This is a genomic window from Microcystis protocystis FBCC-A270 (genome assembly GCF_050500235.1).
Lineage (GTDB): Bacteria > Cyanobacteriota > Cyanobacteriia > Cyanobacteriales > Microcystaceae > Microcystis > Microcystis ichthyoblabe_A.
In genome coordinates this window covers 118,805-145,314 of sequence record NZ_CP191407.1, presented here as the reverse complement: position 1 = coordinate 145,314, position 26,510 = coordinate 118,805, and the positions used below count along the sequence as shown (strand labels likewise).

General features: G+C 41.4%; 28 protein-coding genes, 1 tRNA gene and 2 pseudogenes. 19 read left to right on the top strand and 12 right to left on the bottom strand.

What is annotated here, in order from left to right; all coding sequences use genetic code 11:
* Position 1 precedes the first annotated feature (1 nt).
* The 8 genes from ACQY1X_RS00690 to ACQY1X_RS00655 all read left to right on the top strand — a co-directional run bounded on the left by ACQY1X_RS00690 (position 2) and on the right by ACQY1X_RS00655 (position 8,004).
* Positions 2-208 (top strand): hypothetical protein, encoded by a 207-nt coding sequence (locus tag ACQY1X_RS00690; protein ID WP_002737934.1) that lies wholly within the window; start codon positions 2-4, stop codon positions 206-208.
* Complete coding sequence (locus ACQY1X_RS00685; RefSeq protein WP_016516286.1) at positions 186-515, top strand: type II toxin-antitoxin system PemK/MazF family toxin; 330 nt, start codon at positions 186-188, stop codon at positions 513-515. Before ACQY1X_RS00690 ends, ACQY1X_RS00685 begins: the two co-directional genes overlap by 23 nt.
* 5 nt (positions 516-520) lie before the next feature.
* Positions 521-1,378 (top strand): alpha/beta fold hydrolase, encoded by an 858-nt coding sequence (locus tag ACQY1X_RS00680; protein WP_430013770.1) that lies wholly within the window; start codon positions 521-523, stop codon positions 1,376-1,378.
* Between the two features lie 15 nt (positions 1,379-1,393).
* Positions 1,394-1,618 carry a peptidylprolyl isomerase gene (locus ACQY1X_RS00675; protein ID WP_430013769.1) on the top strand — a complete coding sequence of 75 codons (225 nt, stop codon included), beginning with the start codon at positions 1,394-1,396 and terminating at the stop codon, positions 1,616-1,618.
* Between the two features lie 490 nt (positions 1,619-2,108).
* Complete coding sequence (locus ACQY1X_RS00670) at positions 2,109-2,687, top strand: helix-turn-helix domain-containing protein (RefSeq protein ID WP_002737810.1); 579 nt, start codon at positions 2,109-2,111, stop codon at positions 2,685-2,687.
* Between the two features lie 57 nt (positions 2,688-2,744).
* The gene (locus ACQY1X_RS00665) at positions 2,745-5,459 is read left to right on the top strand and encodes a peptidase domain-containing ABC transporter (RefSeq protein ID WP_016516289.1); all 2,715 of its coding nucleotides are present in this window, start codon (positions 2,745-2,747) and stop codon (positions 5,457-5,459) included.
* 33 nt (positions 5,460-5,492) lie between these two features.
* Positions 5,493-7,187, top strand: coding sequence for an HlyD family efflux transporter periplasmic adaptor subunit (locus ACQY1X_RS00660; RefSeq protein ID WP_016516290.1), 1,695 nt, complete (start codon positions 5,493-5,495; stop codon positions 7,185-7,187).
* Positions 7,188-7,266: 79 nt separating this feature from the next.
* A complete protein-coding gene (locus ACQY1X_RS00655; RefSeq protein WP_430015267.1) occupies positions 7,267-8,004 on the top strand; it encodes a peptidylprolyl isomerase in 738 nt (245 codons plus the stop codon).
* A gap of 103 nt (positions 8,005-8,107) precedes the next feature.
* Here ACQY1X_RS00655 and ACQY1X_RS00650 read toward each other — a convergent pair whose 3' ends face one another.
* The gene (locus ACQY1X_RS00650; RefSeq protein ID WP_016516292.1) at positions 8,108-8,293 is read right to left on the bottom strand and encodes a hypothetical protein; all 186 of its coding nucleotides are present in this window, start codon (positions 8,291-8,293) and stop codon (positions 8,108-8,110) included.
* A 79-nt stretch (positions 8,294-8,372) separates the two neighbouring features.
* A complete protein-coding gene (locus tag ACQY1X_RS00645) occupies positions 8,373-9,359 on the bottom strand; it encodes an IS30-like element ISMae39 family transposase (protein WP_002732932.1) in 987 nt (328 codons plus the stop codon).
* 472 nt (positions 9,360-9,831) lie between these two features.
* Here ACQY1X_RS00645 and ACQY1X_RS00640 point away from each other — a divergent pair, with 472 nt between their 5' ends.
* On the top strand, positions 9,832-10,194 hold the full coding sequence (locus ACQY1X_RS00640; protein WP_002738203.1) for a DUF6972 family protein: 363 nt from the start codon (positions 9,832-9,834) through the stop codon (positions 10,192-10,194).
* The gene (locus ACQY1X_RS00635) at positions 10,154-10,444 is read left to right on the top strand and encodes a hypothetical protein (RefSeq protein WP_002737941.1); all 291 of its coding nucleotides are present in this window, start codon (positions 10,154-10,156) and stop codon (positions 10,442-10,444) included. The genes ACQY1X_RS00640 and ACQY1X_RS00635 overlap by 41 nt, the downstream gene beginning before the upstream one ends.
* Before the next feature lie 153 nt (positions 10,445-10,597).
* On the opposite strand, the gene ACQY1X_RS00630 is transcribed toward ACQY1X_RS00635, so the two are convergent.
* Together ACQY1X_RS00630 and ACQY1X_RS00625 are read right to left on the bottom strand one after the other, a co-directional pair.
* Positions 10,598-11,701, bottom strand: coding sequence for a T3SS effector HopA1 family protein (locus ACQY1X_RS00630; protein ID WP_430013763.1), 1,104 nt, complete (start codon positions 11,699-11,701; stop codon positions 10,598-10,600).
* Positions 11,702-11,725: 24 nt separating this feature from the next.
* Complete coding sequence (locus ACQY1X_RS00625) at positions 11,726-12,895, bottom strand: phosphotransferase (protein WP_430013762.1); 1,170 nt, start codon at positions 12,893-12,895, stop codon at positions 11,726-11,728.
* Positions 12,896-13,113: 218 nt separating this feature from the next.
* On the opposite strand from ACQY1X_RS00625, the pseudogene ACQY1X_RS00620 reads away from it, so the two are divergent.
* Positions 13,114-13,554 (top strand): annotated as a pseudogene (locus ACQY1X_RS00620) (alpha/beta fold hydrolase); the annotation flags it as partial.
* Positions 13,555-13,760: 206 nt separating this feature from the next.
* Here ACQY1X_RS00620 and ACQY1X_RS00615 read toward each other — a convergent pair.
* A pseudogene (locus ACQY1X_RS00615) lies at positions 13,761-13,964 on the bottom strand (IS5/IS1182 family transposase); the annotation flags it as partial.
* A gap of 353 nt (positions 13,965-14,317) precedes the next feature.
* On the opposite strand from ACQY1X_RS00615, the gene ctpC reads away from it, so the two are divergent.
* Positions 14,318-15,610, top strand: a complete 1,293-nt coding sequence (ctpC, locus tag ACQY1X_RS00610; protein WP_002745181.1) for a carboxyl-terminal processing protease CtpC — start codon at positions 14,318-14,320, stop codon at positions 15,608-15,610.
* On the opposite strand, the gene ACQY1X_RS00605 is transcribed toward ctpC, so the two are convergent.
* On the bottom strand, positions 15,600-15,785 hold the full coding sequence (locus tag ACQY1X_RS00605; RefSeq protein WP_430013761.1) for a hypothetical protein: 186 nt from the start codon (positions 15,783-15,785) through the stop codon (positions 15,600-15,602). The genes ctpC and ACQY1X_RS00605 overlap by 11 nt on opposite strands.
* Positions 15,786-15,911: 126 nt before the next feature.
* On the opposite strand from ACQY1X_RS00605, the gene ACQY1X_RS00600 reads away from it, so the two are divergent.
* Positions 15,912-15,984: transfer RNA gene (locus tag ACQY1X_RS00600), tRNA-Gln, on the top strand.
* Between the two features lies 1 nt (position 15,985).
* Here the strand turns inward: ACQY1X_RS00600 and ACQY1X_RS00595 are convergent.
* Positions 15,986-17,035 (bottom strand): AI-2E family transporter, encoded by a 1,050-nt coding sequence (locus tag ACQY1X_RS00595; protein WP_430013760.1) that lies wholly within the window; start codon positions 17,033-17,035, stop codon positions 15,986-15,988.
* Between the two features lie 21 nt (positions 17,036-17,056).
* A complete protein-coding gene (locus tag ACQY1X_RS00590; protein WP_199309408.1) occupies positions 17,057-17,230 on the bottom strand; it encodes a hypothetical protein in 174 nt (57 codons plus the stop codon).
* Between the two features lie 309 nt (positions 17,231-17,539).
* Between ACQY1X_RS00590 and ACQY1X_RS00585 the strand changes: the two genes are divergently transcribed.
* On the top strand, positions 17,540-17,932 hold the full coding sequence (locus ACQY1X_RS00585) for a DUF4278 domain-containing protein (RefSeq protein WP_024970527.1): 393 nt from the start codon (positions 17,540-17,542) through the stop codon (positions 17,930-17,932).
* A gap of 135 nt (positions 17,933-18,067) precedes the next feature.
* On the opposite strand, the gene ACQY1X_RS00580 is transcribed toward ACQY1X_RS00585, so the two are convergent.
* On the bottom strand, positions 18,068-18,658 hold the full coding sequence (locus ACQY1X_RS00580; RefSeq protein WP_430013759.1) for a DUF4276 family protein: 591 nt from the start codon (positions 18,656-18,658) through the stop codon (positions 18,068-18,070).
* Complete coding sequence (locus ACQY1X_RS00575; protein ID WP_430015266.1) at positions 18,658-19,842, bottom strand: AAA family ATPase; 1,185 nt, start codon at positions 19,840-19,842, stop codon at positions 18,658-18,660. The genes ACQY1X_RS00580 and ACQY1X_RS00575 overlap by 1 nt, the downstream gene beginning before the upstream one ends.
* Positions 19,843-20,084: 242 nt before the next feature.
* On the opposite strand from ACQY1X_RS00575, the gene ACQY1X_RS00570 reads away from it, so the two are divergent.
* A complete protein-coding gene (locus ACQY1X_RS00570) occupies positions 20,085-21,221 on the top strand; it encodes a geranylgeranyl reductase family protein (RefSeq protein WP_004161880.1) in 1,137 nt (378 codons plus the stop codon).
* On the opposite strand, the gene aroB is transcribed toward ACQY1X_RS00570, so the two are convergent.
* Both aroB and ACQY1X_RS00560 read right to left on the bottom strand, forming a co-directional pair.
* Positions 21,198-22,298: a 3-dehydroquinate synthase gene (aroB, locus tag ACQY1X_RS00565; protein ID WP_271936029.1), complete on the bottom strand. Its 1,101-nt coding sequence runs from the start codon at positions 22,296-22,298 to the stop codon at positions 21,198-21,200. The two genes, ACQY1X_RS00570 and aroB, sit on opposite strands and share 24 nt — an antisense overlap.
* A gap of 350 nt (positions 22,299-22,648) precedes the next feature.
* On the bottom strand, positions 22,649-23,044 hold the full coding sequence (locus tag ACQY1X_RS00560; protein ID WP_430015265.1) for a hypothetical protein: 396 nt from the start codon (positions 23,042-23,044) through the stop codon (positions 22,649-22,651).
* A gap of 414 nt (positions 23,045-23,458) precedes the next feature.
* Between ACQY1X_RS00560 and petN the strand changes: the two genes are divergently transcribed.
* From petN to ACQY1X_RS00540, 4 genes are read left to right on the top strand one after another with little or no spacing between them, the layout of a single operon-like run.
* Positions 23,459-23,548 (top strand): cytochrome b6-f complex subunit PetN, encoded by a 90-nt coding sequence (petN, locus tag ACQY1X_RS00555; protein ID WP_012265708.1) that lies wholly within the window; start codon positions 23,459-23,461, stop codon positions 23,546-23,548.
* Between the two features lie 16 nt (positions 23,549-23,564).
* Positions 23,565-23,708 (top strand): hypothetical protein, encoded by a 144-nt coding sequence (locus tag ACQY1X_RS00550; RefSeq protein ID WP_002736416.1) that lies wholly within the window; start codon positions 23,565-23,567, stop codon positions 23,706-23,708.
* A gap of 42 nt (positions 23,709-23,750) precedes the next feature.
* Positions 23,751-25,004 (top strand): exonuclease subunit SbcD, encoded by a 1,254-nt coding sequence (gene sbcD, locus ACQY1X_RS00545; protein ID WP_002777928.1) that lies wholly within the window; start codon positions 23,751-23,753, stop codon positions 25,002-25,004.
* A gap of 60 nt (positions 25,005-25,064) precedes the next feature.
* The gene (locus tag ACQY1X_RS00540) at positions 25,065-26,510 is read left to right on the top strand and encodes a GUN4 domain-containing protein (RefSeq protein ID WP_430015264.1); all 1,446 of its coding nucleotides are present in this window, start codon (positions 25,065-25,067) and stop codon (positions 26,508-26,510) included.

The window sequence follows — 26,510 nt, the reverse complement described above, 5'->3', positions numbered from 1 at the left end:
CATGCTCAATACCGTTCCCGCAATTGTCAAAGAAGGCCGGATCGAACTCCTCGAATCCGTGCCGATTCCAGAGGGTACTAGGGTTTTAGTCACCCTCATCCCGGAGGAGACAAACTCGGATTTCTGGCAAAAAGTCAGCGAAACTGCACTGGCTAAGATTTGGGATAATCTGGAAGACGACATCTATGAACGATTACTCGAAGCTTGAAATCGTTCTCGTTCGTTATCCTTTTTCAGATTTAGCGGACGCTAAAATCAGACCGGTTATCATTGTTAGTTCTCCTCACCGTTCACGGGATGTTTTTCTGGTTCCCCTTACCAGTCGCATCAATAATTTACTGGAGGGCGAGTTTTTGCTGGAAGATTGGGAGAACGAGGGATTGAATGTACCGACGGCCGTTAAGCGGGGGATATACACAATCCAACAAGATTTACTCCTTAAGAGAATCGGACGACTATCGGACACAGATGCGCGACGTTTGCAAAACTCTTTACGAGGATGGCTAGGTATCTAACTATCATGAAAACTCAAATAATCGATAAAACAATCACTGTTCGCGGTGTTCCCCACTATTACGAGTGGATTCGACAGTCGGAATCTGCCCAAAAAAAGCCGGTGATGGTGTTTATTCATGGTTGGGGAGGATCGGGACGCTATTGGCGATCAACAGCTGCGGCAATTTGCGATCGCTTTGATTGTTTATTGTACGATATGCGGGGTTTTGGTCGGTCTAAATTGCCGGAAAAATCCTCCGATCTTTCCTACGATTTAGAAGAATATGCCCTTGATTTGGCCTTGTTTTTAGATAGTTTGGAAATTGAAAAAATCTATCTCAATAGTCACTCTATGGGGGCATCAGTGGCGACTTTTTTTATTACTATGTACCCCGAAAGAGTGGTCAAAGCAATTTTAACCTGTAATGGCATTTTTGAGTATAATAAAGCGGCTTTTGCTGCCTTCCATAAATTCGGTAAGTATGTGGTACAGTTTCGTTATGATTGGTTTTTAAAAGTACCTTTTGCCGATCGATTATTTATGGCGAGATTTTTGCATCGATCGATCCCAAAATCAGAAAGAATTGCTTTTTTAGAAGATTTTTTAGCGGCGGATTACGAGGCAGCTCTAGGCACAATTTATACATCTGTGAGTAAAAAAGCAGTGGAAATTATGCCAGGTAAATTTGCCGAGATTAAGATACCAACTCTTTTAGTATCAGGGGAAAAAGACATTATTATTCCTGCCAAAATGGGCAAAATGGCGGCGGATTTGAATAATAATATCCAGTATGTGGAGATGGCTAATACTGCTCACTTTCCCATGTTAGAAGATGCCCCTACTTATCTAAAAAAATTGCAAGATTTTTTAGAAATTAATTAGGGTTTGCTAGGGGAAATGAGTTTCTATGATGTGACTGACAAGTATATTGAGGATAAAGAGTTACGCCGTCAGGGTGGATATTTGGGGGTACAGCGTCGCCAGGATTTAAAACCAGAAATATCTGCTGCTGTGTTTGCTACGAAACCTCCTCAGTTGCTTAAACCTATTGTGAAAGCTAAAGGGATAAGCTTGATTTTAGTGGAGGAAATTATACAGCGGAATTGGATGATAAGTACCTAAGCAAAATTAATTACACATATCTAACTACCTCTTACCTTCTGGGCTCTTCTCAAATTTGTGTGATAATTTTTGCTTATGTAAGGTTAAATGCTTACTGGTCAGGACTTTTAGGACTATTTTGAAAGAAGAAACTATCAGTATAGACCTCGTTTCCACACAGAAACCAGAAGAGCCATAAATGAACAACAACACTATGTTAAGGAATGTAAAAGAGGCGGTTTTCGCTGCTGCATACAGCTTTCTACCCTATTTACAAAACTTTATACAGCAGCGAAAACTTATGTCCGACTACTTAAACCAGAAGGATCTGGTATAATGCTCAAAAAGCATGGGCGACATACACCGTGCTAACTGCCCACCATCTGTTCTACGAGTACGAGGTAATACCCGTGTCTAATTGATTTATACCGCAAATACGCAACGCCAAATTTTGTTTTGCAAAGATGTCGCAGATTGTCCAAAATCCTCTAATGCCAATGAGTATCAGCTTATGAAATCATCTCAAACTGGTATTAATTTTCCCAATAACTCTGGTCGATTTCTCAGTGCTTTTCAGAGAAAACACTTAGAAAAAAGCCTAGAAAAAGGGTTGTCTAAGCGCCATTTTCAACGAATTCAAATTATGCTGCTGGCAGATGAGGGTAAAACCCAAACCCAAATTTGCCAAGAGTTGGGCTGTTCCCATAGTACAGCACGCCATTGGATAACCCTCGCCAAGTCTGGTCAGGCTCACCAGTGGAATAGTGGCCCAATTGGCAGACCTCAAACTGTAGACGAGGAATGCTTGCAGCGTTTGAGGAAGTTAGTCAGTCAAAGCCCTAGAGAAGTTAAAGTCCCTCACCGTGATTTTAGTTATTCGGCTTCCCGATGGACTGCTAAGAAACTCAGCGAGCACCTGAGCGCAGAATTAGGAATTAAAATCAGCGATCGCCATATCAACAGACTACTCAAACAAATGGGTTTATCTACCAGACCAAAATCGAATAACCTTGAAAAAAATGAGCCGAAAAAATCCAGTAAAAGCGGCATTGTGATTAGGGACATTCCAGAGGAGGTGGCATTTTCTTAATCATCATGAAAAATCTATTAAGTGCTATTAAGTGTTTGCAACACTATCGAGGGAGAAATGACTGCCAAAGAATATCTATCTGGTCTAATCGGTCAATTTTTATCAGAAGAGGATTTAGCCAGTTTAGTTGAGTCGGCTGAATTTTCAAAACCTAACCCCGGTTTGTTGTTGGAAAGTATCTCAGCATCCGATGGCTTATATATTTTGGTCGCTGGCAAAGTAAGACTGGTTAACAGTAGCCTGGACTTAATTAGCACCCTGCATCCGGCTCAACTATTTGGGGAATGTACTTTGTTTCCTGAAGCCGGTTTTTTAGATTATGCTGTCAGGGTTTCGCCTCAAGCAGAGCTATGTTATATTCCTGGTAAAGTTTTGCGCTCTATCATTCATAAAAATTCCCGATTTAAGGAGTATTTGTACAATTTAGCTACCGCTAAAGATAATGAACAAAAAAGCAAGTTTTCCATCAATAATAAACCAGATTTATCCGTAAACGACGACCAGGAACTAATTGCGGGAATTAGCACAATCAAAGATGAAATATATCTAAAAACCCACAAGCAAAAAGTTAACAAGGCTTATTTCCCTAGCCCCACTCAGCGCGTTACTCATCTATGGCAGCATATTACTAGACGCTATCCTTTTTTTGAGCAACAAAGTGGTTCTGACTGTGGTGCTGCTTGTTTAGTAATGGTTGCCCGTTATTGGGGCAAAAAGTTTAGTGTCAACCGCATTCGAGATATTGCTAATGTAGATGCCAATGGGGCTTCTTTGCGAGGACTATCCGCTGCGGCGGAAAGTATCGGATTTTCCACTAGACCAGTTAAAGCCAGTATTGACCAACTGGCTAAACAAAAATTACCCGCAATCGCTCACTGGGAAGGTAATCATTATATTGTCGTTTATGAAATCACTCGCAATCAAGTCATTGTTGCTGACCCTGCTATTGGTCAACGGAGTTTAACATATCCAGAATTTAAAACAGGTTGGCAGGGTTATACACTACTCCTACAACCGACAGCTTTAATCAAGGAACTCAAAAATCATACTACCCCATTTTGGCAATTTTTTAATTTAGCCAGTCCTCACGGTCAAGTATTGCTAGAAGTATTTATTGCTTCCTTAGTCATTCAAATTTTCGGATTAGTTACCCCACTATTTACTCAGTTACTCCTCGACCGGGTAGTTGTTCAAGGCAGTACATTAACCTTAACGGCTGTGGGATTAGGGTTAGTCATTTTTGGTTTATTTCGGGTTGCTTTGACCGGGTTACGACAATATCTCCTCGACCACACTGCCAACAAAGTAAATTTAGCCATGATTGTGGGATTTATTACCCACACTTTCCGATTACCCCTGCGTTTTTTTGAGTTTCGCTATGTGGGGGATATCATGGCCAGGCTGCAGGAAAACCGCAAGATTGAGAGATTTCTAACGGGTGAAGCCCTATCTATTGTATTAGATTTACTCACGGTCTTTATCTATGTGGGACTTATGTTCTGGTATAGCTGGAAAATGGCTTTGCTGGCATTAGTCATTGTGCCACCTTTTTTCCTGCTTGCTATCATTGCTACTCCTTTCCTACAAAAGATATCCAGAGAAATATTTGCGGCCTTAGCGGAAGAAAGTGGTTATTTAATCCAATCTTTGACTGGTGTACGCACGGTCAAATCTCTGGCAATTGAGCAAGTAGTGCGCTGGCGTTGGGAGGAGTTTCTCAACAAGTCAATTCGCAAAAACTTTTCTGGGCAGATTATTAGCAACCGACTCCAAGTATTTAGCTTAACCATTGAATCTTTAGTGACCACTGGGCTGCTTTGGTTTGGGGCTTGGTTAGTGATTCAAGGAGAATTAACCATCGGGCAGTTGGTGGCTTTTAATATGTTAATTGCCAATGTAATAAACCCTTTTCAGCGGTTAACGGTTCTATGGAATGAGTTACAGGAGGTAATCATTGCAGTGGAGCGAATTAATGATGTGATTGATACCGAACCAGAGGAAGATTTGCAATCTCAGGCTCGTTATTATTTAACAGATTTACGAGGAGATATTATTTTTGACAAGGTGACATTTCGTTACCACCCAGAAAGCGAAACTAATGTTTTAGAGAATCTCAGCTTTGAAATCAAAGCCGGACAGACTGTAGCTTTAGTGGGGCGTTCTGGTTCAGGAAAAACTACTATTTCTAAGCTAGTTTTGGGGCTATATACCCCTACAGATGGGAAGATTTTCATTGATGGTCATGACATAACTAGCATTTCTTTATCTTCTTTGCGTCAAAGGGTTGGTGTTGTTGACCAGGATACTTTTTTATTTGGTGGCACAATTCGGGACAACTTGACCCTAGCGCGACCTTCTGCAACTCAGGCGGAAATTATCGAAGCCGCTCAATTAGCAGGTGCTGACGAGTTTATTCAAAAGTTACCGATGAGTTATGAAACCCAGATTGGTGAAGGTGGAGGGTTATTGTCTGGTGGTCAACGGCAAAGATTAGCCATCGCTAGGGCGTTATTAGGCAATCCTCGTCTATTGATTTTTGATGAGGCAACTTCCCACTTAGATGTGGAGTCGGAGCGAATTATTCAGACTAATTTGAATAGAATTCTTAAGGGACGTACTACATTAATTATTGCCCATCGCTTATCTACCGTTAGAAATGCTCATATAATTTTAGTTTTAGATAGAGGAGTATTAATAGAGCAAGGAAATCACGAGCAGTTAATGGCAAAAAAAGCGCATTATTACTATTTAAATCACCAGCAACTTAACTAATGTTCATAAATCTGAGCAAGATTTTCATAAATTATGACCCAGTTTAATGAGATTAACCAAGCAGACTTAAATGGTCGTAAAAGCGACCAAAATCTACCAGGAAGTAACCTAAATTCTTCGGCGGATTGGTCTTTTGCCACAAAGGAACTGTTGGATGCGTTACCTCAGCGGTGGACGCGAGGACTGCTCTATTTTTTAATCGTTTTTGTGGCGATCGCTTTGCCTTGGGGAATGTTGTCTCGGGTAGATGAAACGGGTAGTGCTAGGGGACGGTTAGAACCGCAAGGTGGTACAATTAAGCAAAAGCTAAATTTAACCTATACATCTGCGGCTCTTAATTCCCAAACGGCTAAAGTTGAAATGCTAAATATTGAAGAAGGAGACATGGTAAAAGCTGGGGATATTTTAATGGAACTGGACAGTCTCCCTATTCGTGAGCGAATTACCCAACTGCAAATTCAACTACAAAGTCAAAATAATCGGCTGAATGCACTAAAGCAACAAAAAAATCAACTAGAAACCGAACTGCGTACCCAAGAACGGCAAAATCAGTCCCAACAATTAGAGAAACTATCTCAGGTAGAACAAGCTCGACAAACCTTTCAGTCTCTTAAGACAACATACAATTTGCAAGAACAGGAAAAACTGACTCAAATTGCTCAAGCGGAGCAAAATCTGGCAGCACTCAGAAGAACCTTAAATTTACAAAGAGAAGAGAAACTGACTCAAGTTGCCCAAGCCAAACAACAGTTAGAGGATAGCAACACCGCTTATAATTTAGCAGAATTGCGCTTACAAAAAGCCTTGAGGGAAGTCGAACGTTACCAGAATCTTTTCCATAATGGGGTGATAGCGGAAGTTCGGGTCGTTGAACAGGAAAATATCGCCGATGAAAGACAAAGTATTTGGAAGCAAAGTCAAGCAGATATTGAGCAAGCCAGACTGCGATTAGAAGAGCAGAAAAGCAGTTATGAGAGAATTGTTAATCAAGGGAAGGCGGATATTGAGCAAGCGGAGTTACGATTAATCGAACAAAAGAGGATTTATCAGAGAATTGTTAATCAAGGGGAAGCGGACATTGAGCAAGCGAAGTTGCGTTTAGCCGAGCAAGAGAATAGTGTTCAAACCCTTACTCATGCGGGGGAAATTGCTCTGTCTAAAATTCAAGAACAGCTAAAAAGTTTGGATAGCCAAATCAGTAGTCTTAAATCTGAGGTGACGCAAACAAAGAAAGAAATTGATTCTGTGAAGTTTGAGTTAGAGAAACGGATTGTTAGAGCCCAAGAAGGAGGCACTATTTTTAGTTTGCCGATTACTGGGGTGGGAGATGTGGTACAACAAGGAGGAATGATTGTAGAAATAGCGCCCCAAAAAGCGGATATTTTATTGAAAGCAGAAATGGCCACTACACAAAGTGGTTCATTACAGAAAGGAATGGCGGTTAAGATGAAGTTTGATGCTTATCCTTTTCAGGACTATGGCGTAGTTGATGGAAGTTTAATTAAAATTTCCCCAACCACCAAAATGCAAGAAACATCTCAGGGACGAGTAGCAATTTATGAACTAGAAATTCATTTAAATCAAACTTGTATTCCTAGTGCTAATGACTGTATTCCATTACGTCCGGGAGATACGGCTACGGCTGAGGTGGTGGTGCGTCAGCGTCGCGTTATTGATTTTATTCTTGACCCATTCAAGAAGTTACAAAAAGGAGGTTTAGAATTTTAGAAAGCTTTTGTTCGAGGGCCTGTCATTCCCGCGAATTGCGGGAATCCATAAAAATGTTTTGATTACCCGGAGAAAGATTATGTCACAATCTATTACCATTACTGCTGAAGATATTCTGAAACAAGTTAAGCTATCTCTTCAAATACCCGATTTAATCCAGTCCATTGTTAGTCGTCAGATTATTACTGATGCAGCTACGGAAGCCGGGATAACTGTGGATAATGAGGAACTTCAGCAAGCGGCGGATACTCTTAGACTTCTTCAGAAACTTCGTGGCGTACAAGAAACTTTTGCTTGGCTAGAGAAACACCATTTGTCTGTAGATGATTTAGAAGAAATTGCCTACATCACCGTTATTTCCGAAAAGTTGATGACTCATCTATTTGCCGAAAAAGTTGAGCCTTACTTTTATGAAAATCAATTAGATTATGCTGGGGTAGTGATGTATGAAGTGGTGTTAGAAGACGAAGATTTAGCGATGGAATTATTTTATTCTATTCAGGAAGGGGAAATGAGTTTCTATGATGTGGCTCACAAGTATATTGAGGATAAGGAGTTACGCCGAAAAGGAGGATATCGAGGAATATTGTCTCGTAAAGATTTGAAGTCAGAGATTTCATCGGCTGTTTTTGCGGCGACACCACCAGAGGTTCTTAAACCGATTGTGACTTCTAAGGGAGTGCATTTGATTTTGGTGGAGGAGATACTTACGGCAGAGTTAAATAATCAGTTACGCTATCAAATTTGGTCAGAGTTGTTTGGCGAGTGGATTATCAATCAAATTGAGTCAGTGTCAGTTGTCAGCAATTTGGGATGAATAGCACTAACACGAATATAATCCAGTCAGGTCAACCTAACTGGATGATAGAGAGATTTTAGTAAAAACTGGGCTAGTTTCTTAACAAGAACCTGGAGTTTTTCTAAGCCCAACAAATAGTGATAGAGCGTATTTGGGTTTTGTCATTTTGCCAACAAATACTGGCAGAACCAGCGCCACCTAATGTACCAAGCATTTCCGACTCGGTCAAGTCAGTAAGGTAACTCTCAGAATCAGAGAACAAATCTGCACCAGCAGGACGTAAGTCAGAAATAGTAATATTAGCCATTTTCGTTTCCTCTTGGAATAAGTTTTACTTTGAGGTAATCAGATTAATTATGCTCTTCCTTTCCCTATAATTGGCCAATTCAAGTCTGAATTGCATCACTGTCTGATCTACCTTTATAGAATACCTCATTCGGGGTACGATAGTCAAGACATTTTCGAGGACGATTGTTAATCAAGTTTACGGCTCTTTCCACCTCCTCTGGCTTAACGATTTTAAAATTCGTTCCCTTAGGGAAAAATTGTCTTAACAGTCCATTGGTATGCTCGTTTAATCCCCTCTCCCACGAATGATAAGGAGTAGCAAAATAAAAATCTGCTCCTAGTTTCTGACTCAACTCTTGATGTCCACAAAATTCTTTGCCGTTGTCACAAGTAAAGGTTTTTCTTTTGTCAGGGTGAATCTCTTGAAAAAGTTTTTCTGTGACTCTATTGATTTCCGATGCGGTTTTGTTTTTGGCTAATCCTGCTACTAAAAATTTCGAGGCTTTATCTACATGAGTAACGAGAACTCCTAGATGATTGCCTCCAATCATTGTGTCACTTTCCCAATGACCGATTTCAGTTTTCTGGTCAGCAATTACTGGTCGCTCGCTGATATCTACACGCCCTGGAATCCCTCCACGCTTACTTTTTGCTCCGCCTCGACTCTTTCTTTGACAAAGCCCCCGGCGTAAATATTTCTGGTACTCTCCACATCCGTGATAGTTCTGATAGATCATTTGATAGATGGTTTCGTGACTGAGAGATTCTTGACTGGCTCTTTTCAGACGACCTGCTATTTGTTCGGGACTATGATAATCTTTCAATCCTTCTTTGACCAACTCTAAGGCTGACTCGCTGACATTTTTAAAGGGTTGTTTGGCATTTTTTCGCCTTGTCTCGCTTTCAGCTTGTGCTGTGTCAGGTAGATAGCAGCCAAGAGAACTTTGATTCCTTTTTAATTCCCGTGATATTGTGCTTTGATGACATCCGAGCCAGACGGCCATTTGCCGTTGAGATAAATTTCCCTCCTGACTAAGTTGGTAGAGCAAGTTTCTTTGTTCTATGTTAAGATGTTGGTGGCTCATTTTGGGTCTGATTTGTTTTTGTTAATGATCAGACAGTACCTGATGAGCCTTTCTTTGTCAACTCTTGAGGTTGATGCGTTTCATTTTTGAATTGGCGATTCTTATTGTTGCCTAACTCTCAAATAATGACAATAGCTTGAGCAACTTTAAGGTTCATCTAACTAGCACAATTATGTCTCAAATTCACCGACCAAAACACCGTAATTTCATGTAGATTATGACCGCAAATTCCCATGATTTCGTATCACCGAGCTTTGTTTTTGAGACAGAACTAGCACAATTATGTCTTTTTTGTATCTCTCTCCCCTGGGTTCGGGGGGTGGTGGGTCAAAAAAATAGCCCTATGCCCTAATGAGACTAAACTTTAGCGATGGGCCGATTGCTACTTTATTTTAAGATAGGCGATAAGCCTGACGGCATAGCGACCCTTACCGCTTTTTGTTATAGTAAGATGGCTAGTTAAACAAATCACATGAGTGGTATTAACAGAGAAATATATCTAGAAAACCGAACCAGTCTGATTGACAAACATTTACCCGAAACCGAAAAATCCCAAAGAGAACTGGAAATCGAAGGAATCGTCTATTTGTTTAACAATCGCCAGACAATGGAGAGAGTGGCAGAGGAAATTAAGCAAAGAGGAGAGAGAACGGGAGCAGCAGATTCAGAAGACAAATACGAACGCTATGGATTATTTTTTGCCGAACCAATTGGGTATATCCTAAAATTAGATGGAACGAGAATCCCTCTCCACTATGGAGAAATAAAAATAAAAAAAAGCACAGGAAAATATCATGTCATACCTCGTACCAGACCGCGCACCACAAAATCCTGAAAACGCAAAAACGCAAATTACGCCAACAGAAAAAACACAATGGGAATTTGCCGAAATCTGGGTAGATCCTTGGCTTTCACCCCCCTATATTCTGATGTTAGTTAAAGAACAATCCGGTAAATTCTCGATTCAAAATCCCGCACAAAACTATCAATCTATCTTTACCAGCGATACTTACGAAGAAAGTCTTATGTGGTTACTGGAAGATGAATATGAGCGAGTCACAGGTCGCTTTTGCCAACCAGAGTAAAAGCAAGGCGATAAGCCTATTTTACCCGAAAAAGAAACCCGGTTTCTGAGTCTCCGAGTTCTGCGCCAAGAAAGAAACCGGGGTTTTTTCTATGCTTTACCCAGAATAACTCAGGAAAATAGTAAAAACCCGGTTTCTGATTTTCTCTTAGCATCAGCTTGCCAACTCTAATCCCTGATAAACATCCTCAGAATCAGCATTCAAATAAGGACGCTGCCAATCAATCCCCAACCCAGAAAACTGCTCAGAAATAGCAGCAATCCGACCCGCCGCAGAATTGTCCTCCTGTTGCCAAGCCATCAACAACCCATTGGCTATAATCTGACAGCGATTCATCCCAAAACTTTCCTCACTGCCAAACTTTTTGTCCGGTTCCTCCGCTAACCCCAATCCCGGTGCTAACTCCAGAGTAAATAAAGGTATTTCAGGCTTAAAAACAGACTGATTCTGCTGATAAACATTAGCCACAACCTGCCTCACCAACTCATAATCTGTTTTGCCAAAATAAAGCACCCCAGCATCATATCGTTGATAATCAACTGGATTATATAAAGCCTTAAAACTAAAAGGAATCCCCCTCTCATTTAACCTTTCAGTCAACCCAGTCATCACAGCCACCGCGCCTTCGGGAGTAACATTAAAATAGAGCCGCACCATCGCTTCCTCTCTCTGTAAACCGGCATTACCCACCGCCATATAAAAGCCATTTTGTACAAAATTCTTAGGCATCAAAATTGACACAACACCCCCCACTGCCGCCGCTTGCTCAGACTCTTGAAGATGCTTTTCCCGTTGGATATGCAGTCGCAAACCGCCCTTAGTCACAGCCAAACTGCCATCGGTTTCCTCTCTCAAAATTGACCAACCCGAATCAAAATATCCCTTCCCCTTGTTCGCTTCTTCCAACTGTAAATAAAAGTCCATAGCTACGCCAGCAAAACTATTATTCTCCAAATCTAATTGCTGACCCTTATTCTCAGAACCTAATGCTTGCGATGCTTGCATCGACCCATTATAATAAATGCCATAAAGAAAACTCCTCAACTGTAAGCTCATATATTTATCCTGTATTTCCTTCGGTAAAGCCTGAATCCGAGACAACATCTCAGCCGGCATTTCCCAGGGTTGATAGTTAGGATGACGGATCGAAAAATCAGCGGAAATTTCGAGATTTTCAACAATATCTAACAAAGCTTCCTTTAACCGACCTCTAACCTCAGGGGCTAAATGATGGAATTGAGAATTAAGTAATGACATAATTTTTCAAGATACTCAACGATATTAAACTTGGCCAACAACAGAAGAATTTATCTGATTTAACTGCGTAGCAGTAGCCCCAAAAATCGTGGACATTGATGATTCAGGACGACATAACAAAGCCTTGGCTACCTGAAGCATAGCAATTCCGGTATTATTAAAGATTTTTTGATACTGAACCATTGCTAAAATTGCAATAATTAAAGAAAAACCGGCCAACTGGACTACTTGCTTTAAGAAATCAGGACGATATTCTAAGATTTCTGGGAAAGTTTCTAAATAAGCTAAAGTTAACCCACCGATAGATGGCTGCAGCAATTCTAGGGGAGTAGTGGCTAGTCGCAAAGATTCTTCAATACTGAGAGAATTACTAATCACCAAGCTACCCAACCAAATTTGTAGATAACTAGCGATCGCCATTCCCAAATCAAATGCTGGATCTCCCCAATCAGACCTTTCCCAATCAATCAACCGGATCCCATTTCCATTAATATCTTCCCAGTTTCGATTCAGAAGAATATTATTGAGCTTGATGTCATTGTGAGTCAGACAAACAGGAGAAATAGTTTCACTGGCTCGATGAACTGCTTCTCCTAAGCTATCATATCGTTGATAAAGTGCAAAAAATTTCAATCCATCCATCGGAGCCATACCAAAAATTTCAGGACCGATCCTTTCCAAACTCTCTAATAATAGCGGAGATACTTTCGGTTTTCCAGCAAACTCTTCTTTGACAAAAAATTCCCGATAAATACTCTGATTCCAGGTATCACGGTGAATTGTCGCCAAACAACCGCCGATTTGAGTAGCAACCTGAGCTGGAAAGAGATTCTCTTTAGAATAAAACTCTGCTAAATCCTGATAATTATCCAGATAAGTAGAAACTAAAATTGAGTTATCAGCATCGTGGAGCAGTAATTCTGGCAGAAAACTACGCCAATGGTCAATTTCAGGAAAGTTCTCTAGAAATTTGGGGATTCGCCATTCCCCAAAAAACTCACCCACCGTTTCCTTTTCTAAATTAATAAATTGTTCTTGTTTAACCAGTAACTTTCGCCCCTCTGGTAAAGTCACTAATAAGTTAAAATTTTTAGCCTGAATCTGCTCTACTCCCGGATTTTCTTGTGAGCGATCGCAGATTTTTTGGTCGATTAAATAGTCATAAACATTTTGAGAACTTAACACAAATTTCATAATTACAATTATTCTCAAATATCGCTGATCTGTTTTTATTGATTTTAATTATAATTGATGATAGCCTTATTGCCAAGCTATTCATCTGCATTAAAAAAACATAATTAACACAATTATGTCTAAACTTAAACTAATCGCGCCAGTCAACCTACCTGTTAGATTGGTTTAGGGCTAATTGCGATCGCTCTATAGACAAAGAAACCGGGTTTCTCCACAGGGACAAGGCGGCTTTTACTGCCTTTCATAAATTCGGTAAGTATGTGGTACAGTTTCGTTATGATTGGTTTTTAAAAGTACCTTTTGCCGATCGATTATTTATGGCGAGATTTTTGCATCGATCGATCCCAAAATCAGAAAGAATTGCTTTTTTAGAAGATTTTTTAGCGGCGGATTATGAGGCAGCCCTAGGCACAATTTATACATCTGTGAGTAAAAAAGCAGTGGAAATTATGCCGGGTAAATTTGCCGAGATTAAAATACCAACTCTTTTAGTATCAGGGGAAAAAGATATTATTATCCCCGCCAAAATGGGTAAAATGGCGGCGGATTTGAATAATAATATCCAGTATGTGGAGATGGCTAATACCGCTCACTTTCCCATGTTAGAAGATGCCCCTACTTATCTAAAAAAATTGCAAGATTTTTTAGAAATTAATTAGCGCTGGCTGAATAAATCTAAAAACCTTGTTGGATAAGACTTTTAGACTTTTTTTCCCTCAAAAAGTGCCAGCCGTTGCGGAGATCGGGGAGAAAATTCAGGTACTTTTTCCCTGAAAATTAGGTAACTGACTACCTCAAAATCGGTAAAACCCCACACCCCACACCCCACACCCTGCCCCCAGGAAAAGCTTTTTCAGCAAACCCTAATTAAGGCGGACATTGCTATCCTAAATGTTTTGGCTGGTGCGCCCATTTCTTCTGAAAAAAGTGATGCGTATCCCGCTTCAAATTCTGACCAGGGAATGAGGTTGGCCATAATTACCCAACGATTATCTTGGGATAATTTCCCCTCAAAGGGCAGCTCGAAGTTTTCTGGTGGGGTTGAGGGTAACTCACTTTTACGGTACATTAGCACTAATTAGAGAAGATGCAAGGGTGATGCAAGGGTTTTAAGAGATTCTAGCAGATTTAAGTGCATTTGGGAAGCTCTCAATCAACCTAAAAGCCCTTTCCTGTAAGGTTTTTACCATTATTCAGCCAACCCTATCTTAGGTCGCGAGGTGGGCTGCTGGCAACTCGATCGCTACTCAAATAACCAGTTTGACAAAGAAAGAGATAATAAATGTTATAACAGTAGTAGTCTACAGGCGTTCTTTTGTCTGTCTCCAGTAAACCTAAACGCTCCTTTTTGCCAAGATATTTCGACGGTCAGCCCGAAAGAGCGTTCCGGCAAGAACAGCCTAATTTATCCGAAAATTACCTATGGTTATCAACAAACGCGGACTTGTTCTCGGTGCTACAGCAGTGGTCCTGTCTACCGTCGCCGTCACGGGGGCGGGATTCCGACTCTCCCAAAGTCAAGCTTTTTTTCAGGAAAGTCCCAAGGAAACCGTTGATGAGGTTTGGCAGATCATCAACCGCACTTATTTAGATGGCACTTTTAATCAATCGGACTGGAACGCCATCCGCAATCAGTATTTAAATCGTTCCTACAAAAATCAAGAGGAAGCATACACCGCTATCCGCGAGATGTTGAAAACTCTCAATGATCCCTATACCCGTTTTATGGATCCCAAAGAGTTTAACAATATGAGAATCGATACATCGGGAGAATTGACCGGGGTAGGGATTCAATTGACCAAAGATGAGAAAACCAAGCAGTTAGTCGTGGTTTCACCCATTGAAGATACTCCCGCTTCTAAAGCTGGTGTGCTGCCCAAAGATGTGATTATCGCTATCGATGGTAAATCTACCGCAGACATGGAACTCGATCAAGCGGTGAGCATGATCCGAGGCAAAGTGGGGACAAGCGTTAAGATCACGATTCAACGGGGTGAGGAGAAGAAAGAATTGACTCTTACCCGGGCTAAAATTGAAATTCACCCGGTACGCGCCCACACAGAAAACACCCCGATCGGTAAAGTCGGTTATATCCGTCTCAATCAATTTAGCGCCCAAGCTAGTGGCGATATGAGTCAAGCGATTCGCGAATTGGAAGCTGAACAGGTGAAGGGTTATATTCTCGATCTGCGTTCCAACCCCGGCGGTTTACTCTACGCCAGCATCGAAATCGCTCGGATGTGGATACCCGATGGTTTAATTGTCTCTACGGTCGATCGCAAAGGGGTGACGGAACGTCAACGGGCCAACAATCAAGCTTTGACTAATAAACCTCTAGTTGTTCTCGTCGATGGTGGTTCCGCTAGTGCCAGTGAAATTCTCTCCGGAGCTTTACAGGATCATGATCGGGCGGTTATTGTCGGTACGAAAACCTTTGGTAAGGGATTAGTGCAATCGGTACGCAGTCTTAGTGACGGTTCCGGATTAGCGGTGACAATTGCCAAGTATCTCACCCCCGACGGACGCGACATCAATAAAGATGGTATTCATCCGGATGTGGAGTCGGAACTGAGCGAGGAAGAGCGCAAAAATCTTCAACAGGAACGGGATCGGGTGGGAACTTTCCAGGATCCTCAATTCAAGAAAGCTTTTGAAATCTTGGAAAAAGAAATCGCGGAAGGTAAGAAAACGCCCACCAATACCGCTAAACAATAGGTTGACATTTGCCCGCTCGAATTAAACCCACCCGACGGGCGAGCGCTTCTCCCCGCTCGGCAAAAGGACCCCAGTATTGACCATTAACTGGGGTTTTTCCGTTTTCTAGGGCTATAATCTGACAAATTCCCGTATTTTCCTGGACAATGTACCAGTTTTGTGCGCTATTATCCATAGATTTTTCTCCTTAATCCCTCTATTCCCTTGTTTATAGCGTCTCTCAATCCCGAAGTAAAAAATTTTTATCAACTTCTTGACAAAACCGGGGAGATAAATGCTAATATTAAAAAGGTCTGTCCAATGGGGATTAGCCAAGCGGTAAGGCAGCGGGTTTTGGTCCCGCCATTTCCTAGGTTCGAATCCTAGATCCCCAGTTTAAGATTTTTTATTCCCAGTCCGCCAATGATTGAGAATATCCTCGATCAAAGCTTCCTTTAGCCAAATACGACCGATAAGCGTCAGGGGAACCGCCAGAAATAGCCCTAAAAAGCCAAAAATCGAGGCAAAAAACAACTGGGCCAACAGGGTAAAAGCGGGTAAGAGCTTGAGCGACCGCACTGTTAAAATGGGCAACGGTGGATGATGGTCGAAATACTGAATTAACAGATAAATACTGCTGTAGAGTAGTAAAACCGCCCAGGATTGCCAGGGAGCTTCCAGAAGGGCGATAGAAAAGGGTAAAATCGTGCTTAGAACCGGCCCGAGGTTGGGGATAAAGGTGAGAAATCCTGCGAGAATAGATTGGGAAAAAGCGAGGGGAATGCCAATCAGGGATAGACCCAAACAACTGCCCAAGGTCATAATCAACATATGACAGAAAATCCCTTTTAGCCAAGCTTTTAAATCTCGATCGCAGTGTTCTAGGATCGATCGTACCCTAGAACGGTAGAAAGCGGGAAATAAACGCAGAAAGCAACGGTAGTAAGCGGCAGGATCGGCGAGAATCATCAAGCTCAGGGCAATAATTAGCAGTAAGCTGAGGATAATGCCAAAAGTACCGTAAAAAATGCTCAAACCCCGGCCAGCAATTTGGTTAATTAGGGGTTGTAATTGAGCCAGCAGCGTTTTAAAGTCTGGAAAGACAGTGGCCAGACTAGGATCGAGATAATCCTCAAGACGATGCACTTGTCCCCAGAGTCTTTCTATCGCTTGGGGTAATAAACTAAATAATTGGCGAAATTGTTGGACTAAAGCGGGTATAATTACTAAAAAAATACCGATAATACCAATAAAGAAGCCAAAAAGGGTGATAATTAGGGCGTAGGAACGCTTCAGGTGATGACGCTGCCACCAAGTCACAGCCAAATTTAAAATCTGAGCCAGAAGAATCGCCATCAATAATAATAAAAGAATCTGTCGAATCTGCCAGAGAATCAACAGACAAAAGACTAACAGGACTAAACCGAAGCTGCTGCCAAAAGTCATGATGAGTAAGGAGAAAAATTCCTAATCAGTTATTGTCCGTCTCCAGAGGGCAAAAACCGTGAGCAGAAAAGGAGTAAAAACCAGAATTAAAGTGTTAAGAGGACCAGGAGCGATCGATAATAAAGGGGCAAGATATTTAATTCCCAGGGAAATTAAAGCCGATATCAAGATTATTTTGATAATAAAGCCGCTCATAGATGAATGTTTAGGGGACACCAGCACTATCTTATCCCTGAAGAGGTTAAAAATTGCTCAAAATCTGGCAATCATCCCCCTTAATCCTCAAATCCCTAGAGGCTCCTTTGGTGGGCAACCAAACTCAGCCGGAAAAGGATACTATGGCCAACCAGAAAATATTAAATTTTTATAAAGTTTTTTCAATTTCCCTAACAAAATGTAAAAATAGATACAGAATAAGAAATAAGATCTTTTCGTTTGTTGACCCTAAATAGGGACGACAAGGGGGATTAAAGTCACTTTAAAGCATTGCAGGGAGTCAGTGATATTATGTTAGCCTATCGAGGAGTTAAGTACGAAAGGGATTCTCTCCCCTTGGAGATGAAGACTGGAGATATCGGGGGTAAATATCGAGGTCAAGACTGGAATCACCATTATCCTCGCCATATGCTCCAATTAGAGCCGAAACTGCATCGTCAGTATCGTGGGGTTGCCTACAGCACCCGTCCTCATCTTGCTGGACAAGTCATCCCAAGCACTTGTCCGTTGCCGGTTGTCAAACCCCCTATTGTCGTCCAAGAGGAAACCCTTTCTAGCGTCCATCTGAGCAATATTCGTCTTCGTCTGGAACGTCGTTTACAAATCGCTCAAGAGAATGGGGATGAAACCCTCGTTAATCTCTTGAAAAAAGAATCCCAAGACTTAGCCTTAAACTGCTAGATTAGCGGTTTTTTTACCACTTTCCCCCCGGCAAAACCGGGGGGAATATTTTTGGGCGCAAAAATCTTATCGATAGAAATTATCACCCTGGTTAGGAGTTTACAGGCTTTTAATTATATTAGGTCGAGGTCTATTTTAGTTCTGGTTCGGATTGGGGCGTTGTATCATTTCCACAACATTTTTGATACCTTGGATAAAAGTTTGAAAACTACGCGATTTATTTTCAGTTAGGGAAAGATGGGGGGCAATCTGTTTAGAGTGGGTTCCTGCATAATACTCTTTCACTAGCTTTTTTAATTCTTGTTTGGCCGAGTTAAGCAGGTCCGGTTCTCTGTATTTACTTTTATTTTGTTTTTGGCCGAGACTATTTAAATTATACGCCTTGGCCACCGCTGCTAAATCTCCCAGAAACCAAGATTCTAATTCATGGCAAATAATCCGAATTAAGACTTGAGCATCACTGGCATTTTGACAAATTTCTCCTAGGTCTTTTTTGAGTTTTTGACAGTCGTGGGAATCCTGATCATGGACAATAATAAATTTGGTATTGGGACTAGATTTATTGAAAGCTTTGAGTTTTATAGGAATAGATTTTGCTAGGTCTTGTTTACCTTGATGACTAATACATATATAGCTTATTTCTGGGGGAATAAGTTTAGGCAAAAGTTCTTCTAACACATTTTTTATAGATGACTCTTCTAACAAAAATACGATATCATAGTTCATTAGGGTTCTACTCCTTCAAACCAGCCTTGATTCCAAAGATAGCCGGGTAAATCGCCTTCCGCTACTAAGTTTTTGAGGATTTCGTTATCGGCAGCCCTATGGATTTGGGTGATACCTTGGGATTTAATTAGCCAGAAAATACTAGCTAGTGGAACCGCATTGATAAAATCGGGGGAGTGGCTAGAAACAAATACCTGACCCCCCTGATCGCTATAGTGGGCGAATTCTTCGGCTAGTTCTTTTAATAAAGTAGGATAAAGTTGGTTTTCTGGTTCTTCGACACAGAGTAGGGGATGAGGATTGGGATCGAATAGTAATATTAAATAAGCGAACATTTTCATAGTCCCGTCAGAAACATAGCGATCAATAAAAGGATCTTTAAAGGCCTGATCTTGAAAACGTAAAATCAAGCGACCGTCTTCGGTTTCTTTGGCTTCCACAGAGGAAATACCCGGAACTCGTTGTTTCATTTTTTCGAGAATTTGCTGAAAAATTTCGGGATATTGTTGATAAATATATTGAGCAACTGTAGCTATATTGTCGCCAGTGGGGGATAAGTGTTCAGCGTAAGATATTTCTTTACTTCCTCTAGCTTCGCTAATATGAAAGTCAGAAACGTGCCAATTTTCAATCAGAGAACGAAAGGCTGTAGCGGCTTTAAAACGTTGAAATTGTCCTAATCCTTTGATTGCTAGTATGTCGTTAGATTCTAGCTGTTGTTCTTCTCGATCGAGTTCTTTATCCGGTTTGCTAAAATCTTCTTCGTTGGTGATAGCATATCCTTGACCAAGTTGAAAATCTAAAAAATGAAAAGGTTTACCGTGTTCACCCCTTTTATAGCGAAGTATTTCGCGTTTGATAACGGGGCGATTATTGTTTTGTCCAATTATGATTTGATAAGTAACCAGACGTTCTGTATCTAAGATTTTCATGCGAAATTGCAGATCGATTTCAATATCTTCCTGTTCTTGACCTCTAGTGATAATTTCTCTATAACCGCCGCGAATTTGTAAAGCTTGGCGAATGTTGTTTTTGAGGGCATCTCGCAGAAAACCAAAAATATCAAATAGAGTAGATTTTCCCGTGCCGTTAGCTCCAATAATCACACAAAAAGGGGGAATATCTCTTATGTGTATGTTTTTAAACATACGATAGTTTTTTATTTTAATAGAAACAATTTTCATGATATAATCGAGCCGTTATAGTTTTTTTGATTATACGATTGATCAGGTGAAGATAATTGATCAATTCGCCAAAAAAGCCAGAGATTAGACTCTCTTGGACATTGGGGGGTAAATCAGCTAGAAACTAGAGAAGCAAGCTCAACAATCACAGAATCCCGTCTTAGCTTCACCAGACTCAACACAAGTTGCCCAAAATAGCGTAAATTGTCTATAAATTTGTTCAACGACTTAAATTAGTACAAATGTTTGACTGTATTATCATCGGTGCGGGACCAGCAGGAGCGACGGCGGGTTATCATCTAGCTAAAAAGGGACGATCGATTCTGATCCTCGATAAAGCGAAATTACCCCGTTATAAACCCTGTGGTGGTGGGGTATCCCCAGCAATTAAGCAGTGGTTTGATTTTGATTTTACCCCCGTGATTGAGAATACCGTCACGCAAGTACAGTTTACTTGGAAACAGGGGGATGCCGTCACCACTAAGTTAAATATGCTAGAACCGATGTGGATGGTACAAAGGGATCGTTTCGATGATTTTTTAGGTCAACAGGCGATCGCAGTCGGGGCAACTATCCAAGATAACAGCGAAGTTACCCAGATCAAATTTGTCCAAGATCACTGGCAAGTTACCACATCTCAAGGAACATTTTCAGGCAAATATCTGATTGCTGCCGATGGTGTTAGGGGCAATACCAGTCGCTGGTTGGGATTACCAGCAAAAAACGAAGCGATCGGGGCTACTCTCGAAATTACTAACGCAGAAGCGACTATTCCCCCCCAAAAAGCTTTTTTTGATTTTGGTTCCCTAAAAAATGGTTATATCTGGGCTTTTCCCAAGTCTAATGGTTACACAATTAGCGGTGGTTGTTTTAAGGGCAGCATCAAATCCGAGGAGCTGAAAAAACAACTGTTAAATTATGCCCGTCAAAAGGGCTGGAATTTACAGGATTATCGCTATAGTGAGTATGCTTTAGCCCTTTGGAACGGAAATCAACCGCTACACGCCCAAAATGCCTTAATTACAGGGGAAGCGGCGGGGATTCTCGATCCGCTCATCGGAGAGGGTATCCGTCCGGCAATTTTGACGGGAGTTAAGGCAGCCGAGGCGATCGATCGAGCTTTAGCCGGAGATAATCGGGCTTTAGCGGGCTATAGTCGGATAATTAGGGAAGAATGGGGGGAAGATATGGCTTTAGCGGCCAAATTAGCCGGTTTATTCTATCAATTTACCCAAATCGCCTACAATGTCGCCGTTAAACGGCCGATCGCCAGTCAAATGATGGGACGTATTCTCGTGGGAGATTTAAAATACCGGGATGTTACGGAACAAGCGATGCAACAATTGAAAAAGCTTTTACTGCCCGGATTCGGTTGGTGATAACACCTCGCGCACCAGGGTGGGGGTGACTCGATCGCTAATGGTCACTTGGCCGATTGCCGTTGGTAAAATAAATCTAACCTTGCCATCTTTAACCTTTTTATCGGCAGTAAGAGCATTAACCATCTCATCGGCATTTAAAGGCGGCATACGGGTTTTTAAGGCGGCTTTTTCGATTAAATCGGTTTGACGTTGATTTTCCCCGGCGGTCCACATTCCCAGTTTAACAGCGATCGCTCCTGCCGCCACCATCCCCATCGCCACCGCTTCCCCGTGGTTAACGCTAGTATATCCCGTTAGACTTTCAATGCCGTGGGCGATCGTGTGACCATAGTTTAAGATCGCCCGCAAACCCGCTTCTTTTTCGTCTGTGCATACCACATCTGCTTTAGCTTGGCAAGACTTTGTAATAATTGTTTGCAATAGCTCGCCATCGATCTGAGAAAAACTGGCTAAATTGTCCGAGTCTTCTAACTGTTGAAATAACTCAGAATCCCAAATTACACCGTATTTAATCACTTCTGCCATTCCAGCCCGAAATTCTCGCACGGGTAGGGTTTTAAGCACGTCAGGATCGATCAGAACTAATTTCGGTTGATAAAACGCCCCGATCAGATTTTTGCCCTGGGGATGATTAACACCAGTTTTACCCCCGATGGAAGCATCCACCATCGCTAACAGGGTGGTGGGAACCTGGACAAAATTAATGCCCCGTAACCATGTGGCTGCCGCAAATCCCGTCATATCCCCGATCACACCACCACCGAGGGCAACCATAGTCGAGGAACGTTCCAACCGGTGAGCGAGGGCAGTATCATAAACTTGGGCGATCGAATCGAGGGTTTTATAATTTTCGCCGGCGGGGATCAGATGTGTAAAAACGGTAAATCCCGCTTTTTCTAGAGAATTAACGGCTGTATGTCCGTAATAGTCAAAAATTTCGGGATTAGAAACCAATAAAACCTTTTTACCTAAGTTTAACCGGCTCATTTCTGCACCGAGATTGGCTAAACTGCCCTTCTCGATCAGAATATTATAGGAGCGATCGGGTAAATTAACGGGAATACAAATAGCCATAGGGTGTGGGGTGATGTTTCAGTGATCAGTGATCAGTAAACAGTAAACAGTAATCAGTAAACAGTGATCAGTAAACAGTAAAAAAGCAGCTCCGAGCTTGTCGCTTAATACTATTCACTGAAAACTTAAATCTGATGACTGATAACTGATAACTGATAACTGATAACGGCTCTTCTCGACTTTGTGTGATAATTTTTGCTTATGGAATCGTGAAATGCTTATCGGGTAACACTTTTAGGACTATTTTGTCGAAGAAACTATCAGTATAGACCTCGTTTCCACACAGAAACCAGAAGAGCCTGATAACTGATAACTGATAACTGATAACTGATAACTGATAACTGAGTCGGTTATTGACGCAGCTTAGTCAACTCTAAGAGCAGACGAGAGGATAAAAAACAGATCAAGCTCTCTCCCAGAAAGAGACTTAATTGCCCACTGTCAGCGAGCAAGTCTGTGGATAATTGTAGGGGAACTAGGCCGCGGACTAGGGCAAAAGCTGCTACTGTACCATCTTTGAGATGGGGATTATCGTCGTTACGGACGACATAACGATAGGTGACACCGAAGAGAAATCCGCTAATTATCGCCCCGGATATCTTGACAAAAGCGCCAATTAATGTGATCGATTCCCTTAAAAATAGTCGATCAACAGTTAAAAATAGCAGATAGGGAACCAGGAAAGCCAGCGCCGAGATACTCCCCACCTGTATGGATTCGATTCTTTCCTTGAGCGTAATTTGCACGATCGCCTCTCTAAAACGGAGTCACTGATGAAGTATTATCGAAAATTTGGGTTGAAAACCTCGCCCTTTAGGGCGACTTTATGTTAGCATTAAATTGAGTCGTTGACTTTGGGAACGCAGGAAACAAGCGACACTCCGTAATCCCTAAATCTCTAACCATCACTGGTACAAAAGCTTTCATCGTAAGTCCACATGGTAAGAGCGAAAAACAATTAAATACTGTGGGACACACAGAAATTTACGCTTGGGGAGTAGTCTTTAAGAGTGCTTACCTTGTAGGTGTAGTCGGACTAGACATGAAACTGTAAGACCAAAATTAGCTTTGCTAGTAGCGGCAAGATTCAGCCCAAGAATCTCCGCACTTTTAGGGCGGAGAGTGTCAACTCGCAAGTAATTCGTTTAACAAAGGCAATTATGGATATTTTGACACTTGGTTGGGTTAGCATTCTCGCCCTGTTCACTTGGTCGATCGCCATGGTGGTTTGGGGTCGTAACGGTTTCTAGGTAATCTATAGATACCATGGAAACATCCTTGATTCTGAACACTCTCTTTCTAGTCGCCTTAATTCTCCTCGTTATCGTCAGTGGTGGCATTCTCTACCTGACGACTACAGAATGGCGCGATCGCCGTCGACAAGATGGCGATAAAAAATTAGGAAAATAATCCCGAACAGGTGTACTTAATTACGCCTGTTTTTCCTTTACTATGATTAAAATACTGCACTTATCGGATATTCACATGGGGAGCGGTTTTTCCCATGGACGTTTAAATCCAAAAACGGGATTAAATACTCGTTTCGAGGATTTTATGGGCAGTTTAAGCCTCTGTATCGATCGGGCTATTGCCACCCCTGTGGATCTAGTGCTTTTTGGGGGAGATGCCTTTCCCGATGCCACTCCTCCTCCTTTTGTTCACGAAGCTTTTGCCAGTCAATTCCGTCGTCTTGCCGATGCTAATATCCCGACAGTGTTATTAGTGGGTAATCACGATCAACATTCTCATGGTAATGGCGGTGTCAGTCTCTCCATCTATCGTACCCTAGCGGTGCCGGGGTTTATTGTTGGCGATCGCTTGACCACCCATCGCATCACCACCCGCAACGGCGATATCCAAGTAATTACTTTACCCTGGTTAACCCGCGCCACTCTCTTAACCCGTCCCGAAACCGAGGGTTTATCCTTGAGTGGGGTAAATGAATTATTAATTAACCGTTTGGAACCGGTGTTAGAAGGAGAAATTCGCCAATTAGATACAAGTGTACCAACAGTTTTATTAGCCCATTTAATGGCTGATCGAGCTAGTCTAGGAGCAGAAAGACTTTTAGCGGTTGGTAAAGGTTTTACCGTGCCTTTATCGCTACTAAATCGTCCACAATTCGAGTATGTTGCCCTCGGTCATGTTCACAAACATCAAAATCTTAATCCTAGCAATGATCCGCCCATTGTCTATCCGGGGAGCATCGATCGAGTGGATTTTAGCGAGGAAAAAGAAGATAAGGGCTATGTTTTAATAGAAGTGGCTAAAGGAGAGGTTAAATGGGAATTTTGTCCTTTACCCGTGCGTCCTTTCCGTTCCATCGAAGTGGATGTTTCCGAGGCAGAAAACCCCCAAAAAGAATTGCTGAAAGCTCTCAAAAAACACGATATTCAGGAAGCAGTTATCCGCTTAGTTTATAAAATTCGCAGTGAGCAATTAGAACTAATTAACACCAATCAGCTTGACGAAGCGTTAAAAACTGCCCATAGTTATAGTATTCGGGCGGAATTAATTAGTCAATTAACCCGTCCCCGTTTACCGGAATTAGGGGTGGGTAATCAATTAGATCCGATGGAAGCGTTAAAAGCTTATATCGATAATAAGAAAGATTTGCGCGATATTGTTGATGATATGTTAGAGGCAGCCCAGCTTTTATTAAATCAACAGCCAGAAATTTGGCTAGAGGAAGAAACCTCGATTTAGTTATCAGTTATCAGTTATCAGTTTACTGAAACAGCTTCCCTATCCCTGTTTGAACTAACAATGAGTTTATGTCTTAATCCCGATTGTCTATATAACAATAATCCTACAGATAAATTCTGTCAAAAATGTCGTTTTGAATTATTACTAAAAGATCGTTATCGTGCTATAAAATTAATTGGTCAAGGAGGTTTCGGTAAAACTTTTCAAGCAATTGATGAGGATAAACCTTCTCAACCTTATTGTGTGATTAAACAATTTTTTCCTAACGTTCAAGATAGTAATGCTCTCAAGAAAGCTGCGGAATTATTTAGAGAAGAAGCGATTAGTTTAGATAATCTCGGTCAACACCCACAAATTCCCTCGCTCTATGCCTATTTTACCAGCAATGATGGGCGACAATATCTTGTTCAAGAATATATTGAAGGACAAAATCTAGAACAAGAATTACAAAGCGAAGGAGTTTTCAATGAAGAAAAGATCAAACATCTTTTATTAGAAATTTTGCCAATTCTTGATTTTATCCATGCCAAAAGAGTCATTCATCGAGATATTAAACCAGCTAATATAATTAGGAGACCCAGCGATAATAAAATAATTTTAGTGGATTTCGGTGCCTCTAAATTTATAACCATTGCTAATCTTTCTCTAACAGGAACAGTGATCGGTTCGGCGGGATATATCGCTCCAGAACAAGGCAATGGCAAAGCAATTAATAGCAGTGATTTATATAGTTTGGGAGTCACTTGTATCTATTTATTAACGGGAATATCTCCCTTTGAATTATTCGATGTGAGTGAACATGAATGGGTATGGAGACAGCACCTGATTAATAATCCTGTTAGTGTTGAATTAGGCGAAATTTTAGATAAATTAATTGAATTTGGCACCAAAAAACGTTATCAATCAGCCGGGGAAGTCCTGCAAGAGTTAGCGGTAAAATTAGCCGTAGTGATTCCGCCAAAACCCCGATCACAGGACACAATTCAAGAAACGGTTTTATCAGTTTTTCCAGTTGCCACTAGGGAGGAAATTAACCTCAAAAGTGCCAAGGCAATTGATTACATCAATCTGCGGGATTTATTAGCGCAAGAAAAATGGCAAGAGGCAGATCAAGAAACGGCTCATCTATTCTTAAAAGTTGCCGATAGAACTAAAGAAAAATATCTTAAGATAGAAGATATAGATAACTTTCCCTGTGAAGATTTAGCCATTATCAATCAACTCTGGTTACAATATAGTCAGGGAAAATTTGGTCTATCTGTTCAGAAAAGAATCTATGAAAGTTTGGGAGGAAGCGGCAATTATGATCAACAAAAATGGAACGATTTTGGGTCAAAAGTCGGTTGGCGAGTTAATAACAAGTGGTTATACTACGATCAAATTACTTTCTCTCTCAAAGCACCCCCTGGACATCTCCCCACCCTTGTGTGGGGTGTGGGGGGTGGGATAATTCTTTTTTGTCGTCTGGAAACCTGCACCATTGACGTAGTTTCTAGCAGGGGATAA

What these genes read in the sequence shown, in the direction of transcription:
- ACQY1X_RS00690 (WP_002737934.1), top strand. Translation starts at nt 2, where the DNA reads ATGCTCAATACCGTTCCCGCAATTGTCAAAGAAGGCCGGATCGAACTC.
- ACQY1X_RS00685 (WP_016516286.1), top strand. Translation starts at nt 186, where the DNA reads ATGAACGATTACTCGAAGCTTGAAATCGTTCTCGTTCGTTATCCTTTT.
- ACQY1X_RS00680 (WP_430013770.1), top strand. Translation starts at nt 521, where the DNA reads ATGAAAACTCAAATAATCGATAAAACAATCACTGTTCGCGGTGTTCCC.
- ACQY1X_RS00675 (WP_430013769.1), top strand. Translation starts at nt 1,394, where the DNA reads ATGAGTTTCTATGATGTGACTGACAAGTATATTGAGGATAAAGAGTTA.
- ACQY1X_RS00670 (WP_002737810.1), top strand. Translation starts at nt 2,109, where the DNA reads ATGAAATCATCTCAAACTGGTATTAATTTTCCCAATAACTCTGGTCGA.
- ACQY1X_RS00665 (WP_016516289.1), top strand. Translation starts at nt 2,745, where the DNA reads ATGACTGCCAAAGAATATCTATCTGGTCTAATCGGTCAATTTTTATCA.
- ACQY1X_RS00660 (WP_016516290.1), top strand. Translation starts at nt 5,493, where the DNA reads ATGACCCAGTTTAATGAGATTAACCAAGCAGACTTAAATGGTCGTAAA.
- ACQY1X_RS00655 (WP_430015267.1), top strand. Translation starts at nt 7,267, where the DNA reads ATGTCACAATCTATTACCATTACTGCTGAAGATATTCTGAAACAAGTT.
- ACQY1X_RS00650 (WP_016516292.1), bottom strand. Translation starts at nt 8,293, where the DNA reads ATGGCTAATATTACTATTTCTGACTTACGTCCTGCTGGTGCAGATTTG.
- ACQY1X_RS00645 (WP_002732932.1), bottom strand. Translation starts at nt 9,359, where the DNA reads ATGAGCCACCAACATCTTAACATAGAACAAAGAAACTTGCTCTACCAA.
- ACQY1X_RS00640 (WP_002738203.1), top strand. Translation starts at nt 9,832, where the DNA reads ATGAGTGGTATTAACAGAGAAATATATCTAGAAAACCGAACCAGTCTG.
- ACQY1X_RS00635 (WP_002737941.1), top strand. Translation starts at nt 10,154, where the DNA reads ATGTCATACCTCGTACCAGACCGCGCACCACAAAATCCTGAAAACGCA.
- ACQY1X_RS00630 (WP_430013763.1), bottom strand. Translation starts at nt 11,701, where the DNA reads ATGTCATTACTTAATTCTCAATTCCATCATTTAGCCCCTGAGGTTAGA.
- ACQY1X_RS00625 (WP_430013762.1), bottom strand. Translation starts at nt 12,895, where the DNA reads ATGAAATTTGTGTTAAGTTCTCAAAATGTTTATGACTATTTAATCGAC.
- ctpC (WP_002745181.1), top strand. Translation starts at nt 14,318, where the DNA reads ATGGTTATCAACAAACGCGGACTTGTTCTCGGTGCTACAGCAGTGGTC.
- ACQY1X_RS00605 (WP_430013761.1), bottom strand. Translation starts at nt 15,785, where the DNA reads ATGGATAATAGCGCACAAAACTGGTACATTGTCCAGGAAAATACGGGA.
- ACQY1X_RS00595 (WP_430013760.1), bottom strand. Translation starts at nt 17,035, where the DNA reads ATGACTTTTGGCAGCAGCTTCGGTTTAGTCCTGTTAGTCTTTTGTCTG.
- ACQY1X_RS00590 (WP_199309408.1), bottom strand. Translation starts at nt 17,230, where the DNA reads ATGAGCGGCTTTATTATCAAAATAATCTTGATATCGGCTTTAATTTCC.
- ACQY1X_RS00580 (WP_430013759.1), bottom strand. Translation starts at nt 18,658, where the DNA reads ATGAACTATGATATCGTATTTTTGTTAGAAGAGTCATCTATAAAAAAT.
- ACQY1X_RS00575 (WP_430015266.1), bottom strand. Translation starts at nt 19,842, where the DNA reads ATGAAAATTGTTTCTATTAAAATAAAAAACTATCGTATGTTTAAAAAC.
- ACQY1X_RS00570 (WP_004161880.1), top strand. Translation starts at nt 20,085, where the DNA reads ATGTTTGACTGTATTATCATCGGTGCGGGACCAGCAGGAGCGACGGCG.
- aroB (WP_271936029.1), bottom strand. Translation starts at nt 22,298, where the DNA reads ATGGCTATTTGTATTCCCGTTAATTTACCCGATCGCTCCTATAATATT.
- petN (WP_012265708.1), top strand. Translation starts at nt 23,459, where the DNA reads ATGGATATTTTGACACTTGGTTGGGTTAGCATTCTCGCCCTGTTCACT.
- ACQY1X_RS00550 (WP_002736416.1), top strand. Translation starts at nt 23,565, where the DNA reads ATGGAAACATCCTTGATTCTGAACACTCTCTTTCTAGTCGCCTTAATT.
- sbcD (WP_002777928.1), top strand. Translation starts at nt 23,751, where the DNA reads ATGATTAAAATACTGCACTTATCGGATATTCACATGGGGAGCGGTTTT.
- ACQY1X_RS00540 (WP_430015264.1), top strand. Translation starts at nt 25,065, where the DNA reads ATGAGTTTATGTCTTAATCCCGATTGTCTATATAACAATAATCCTACA.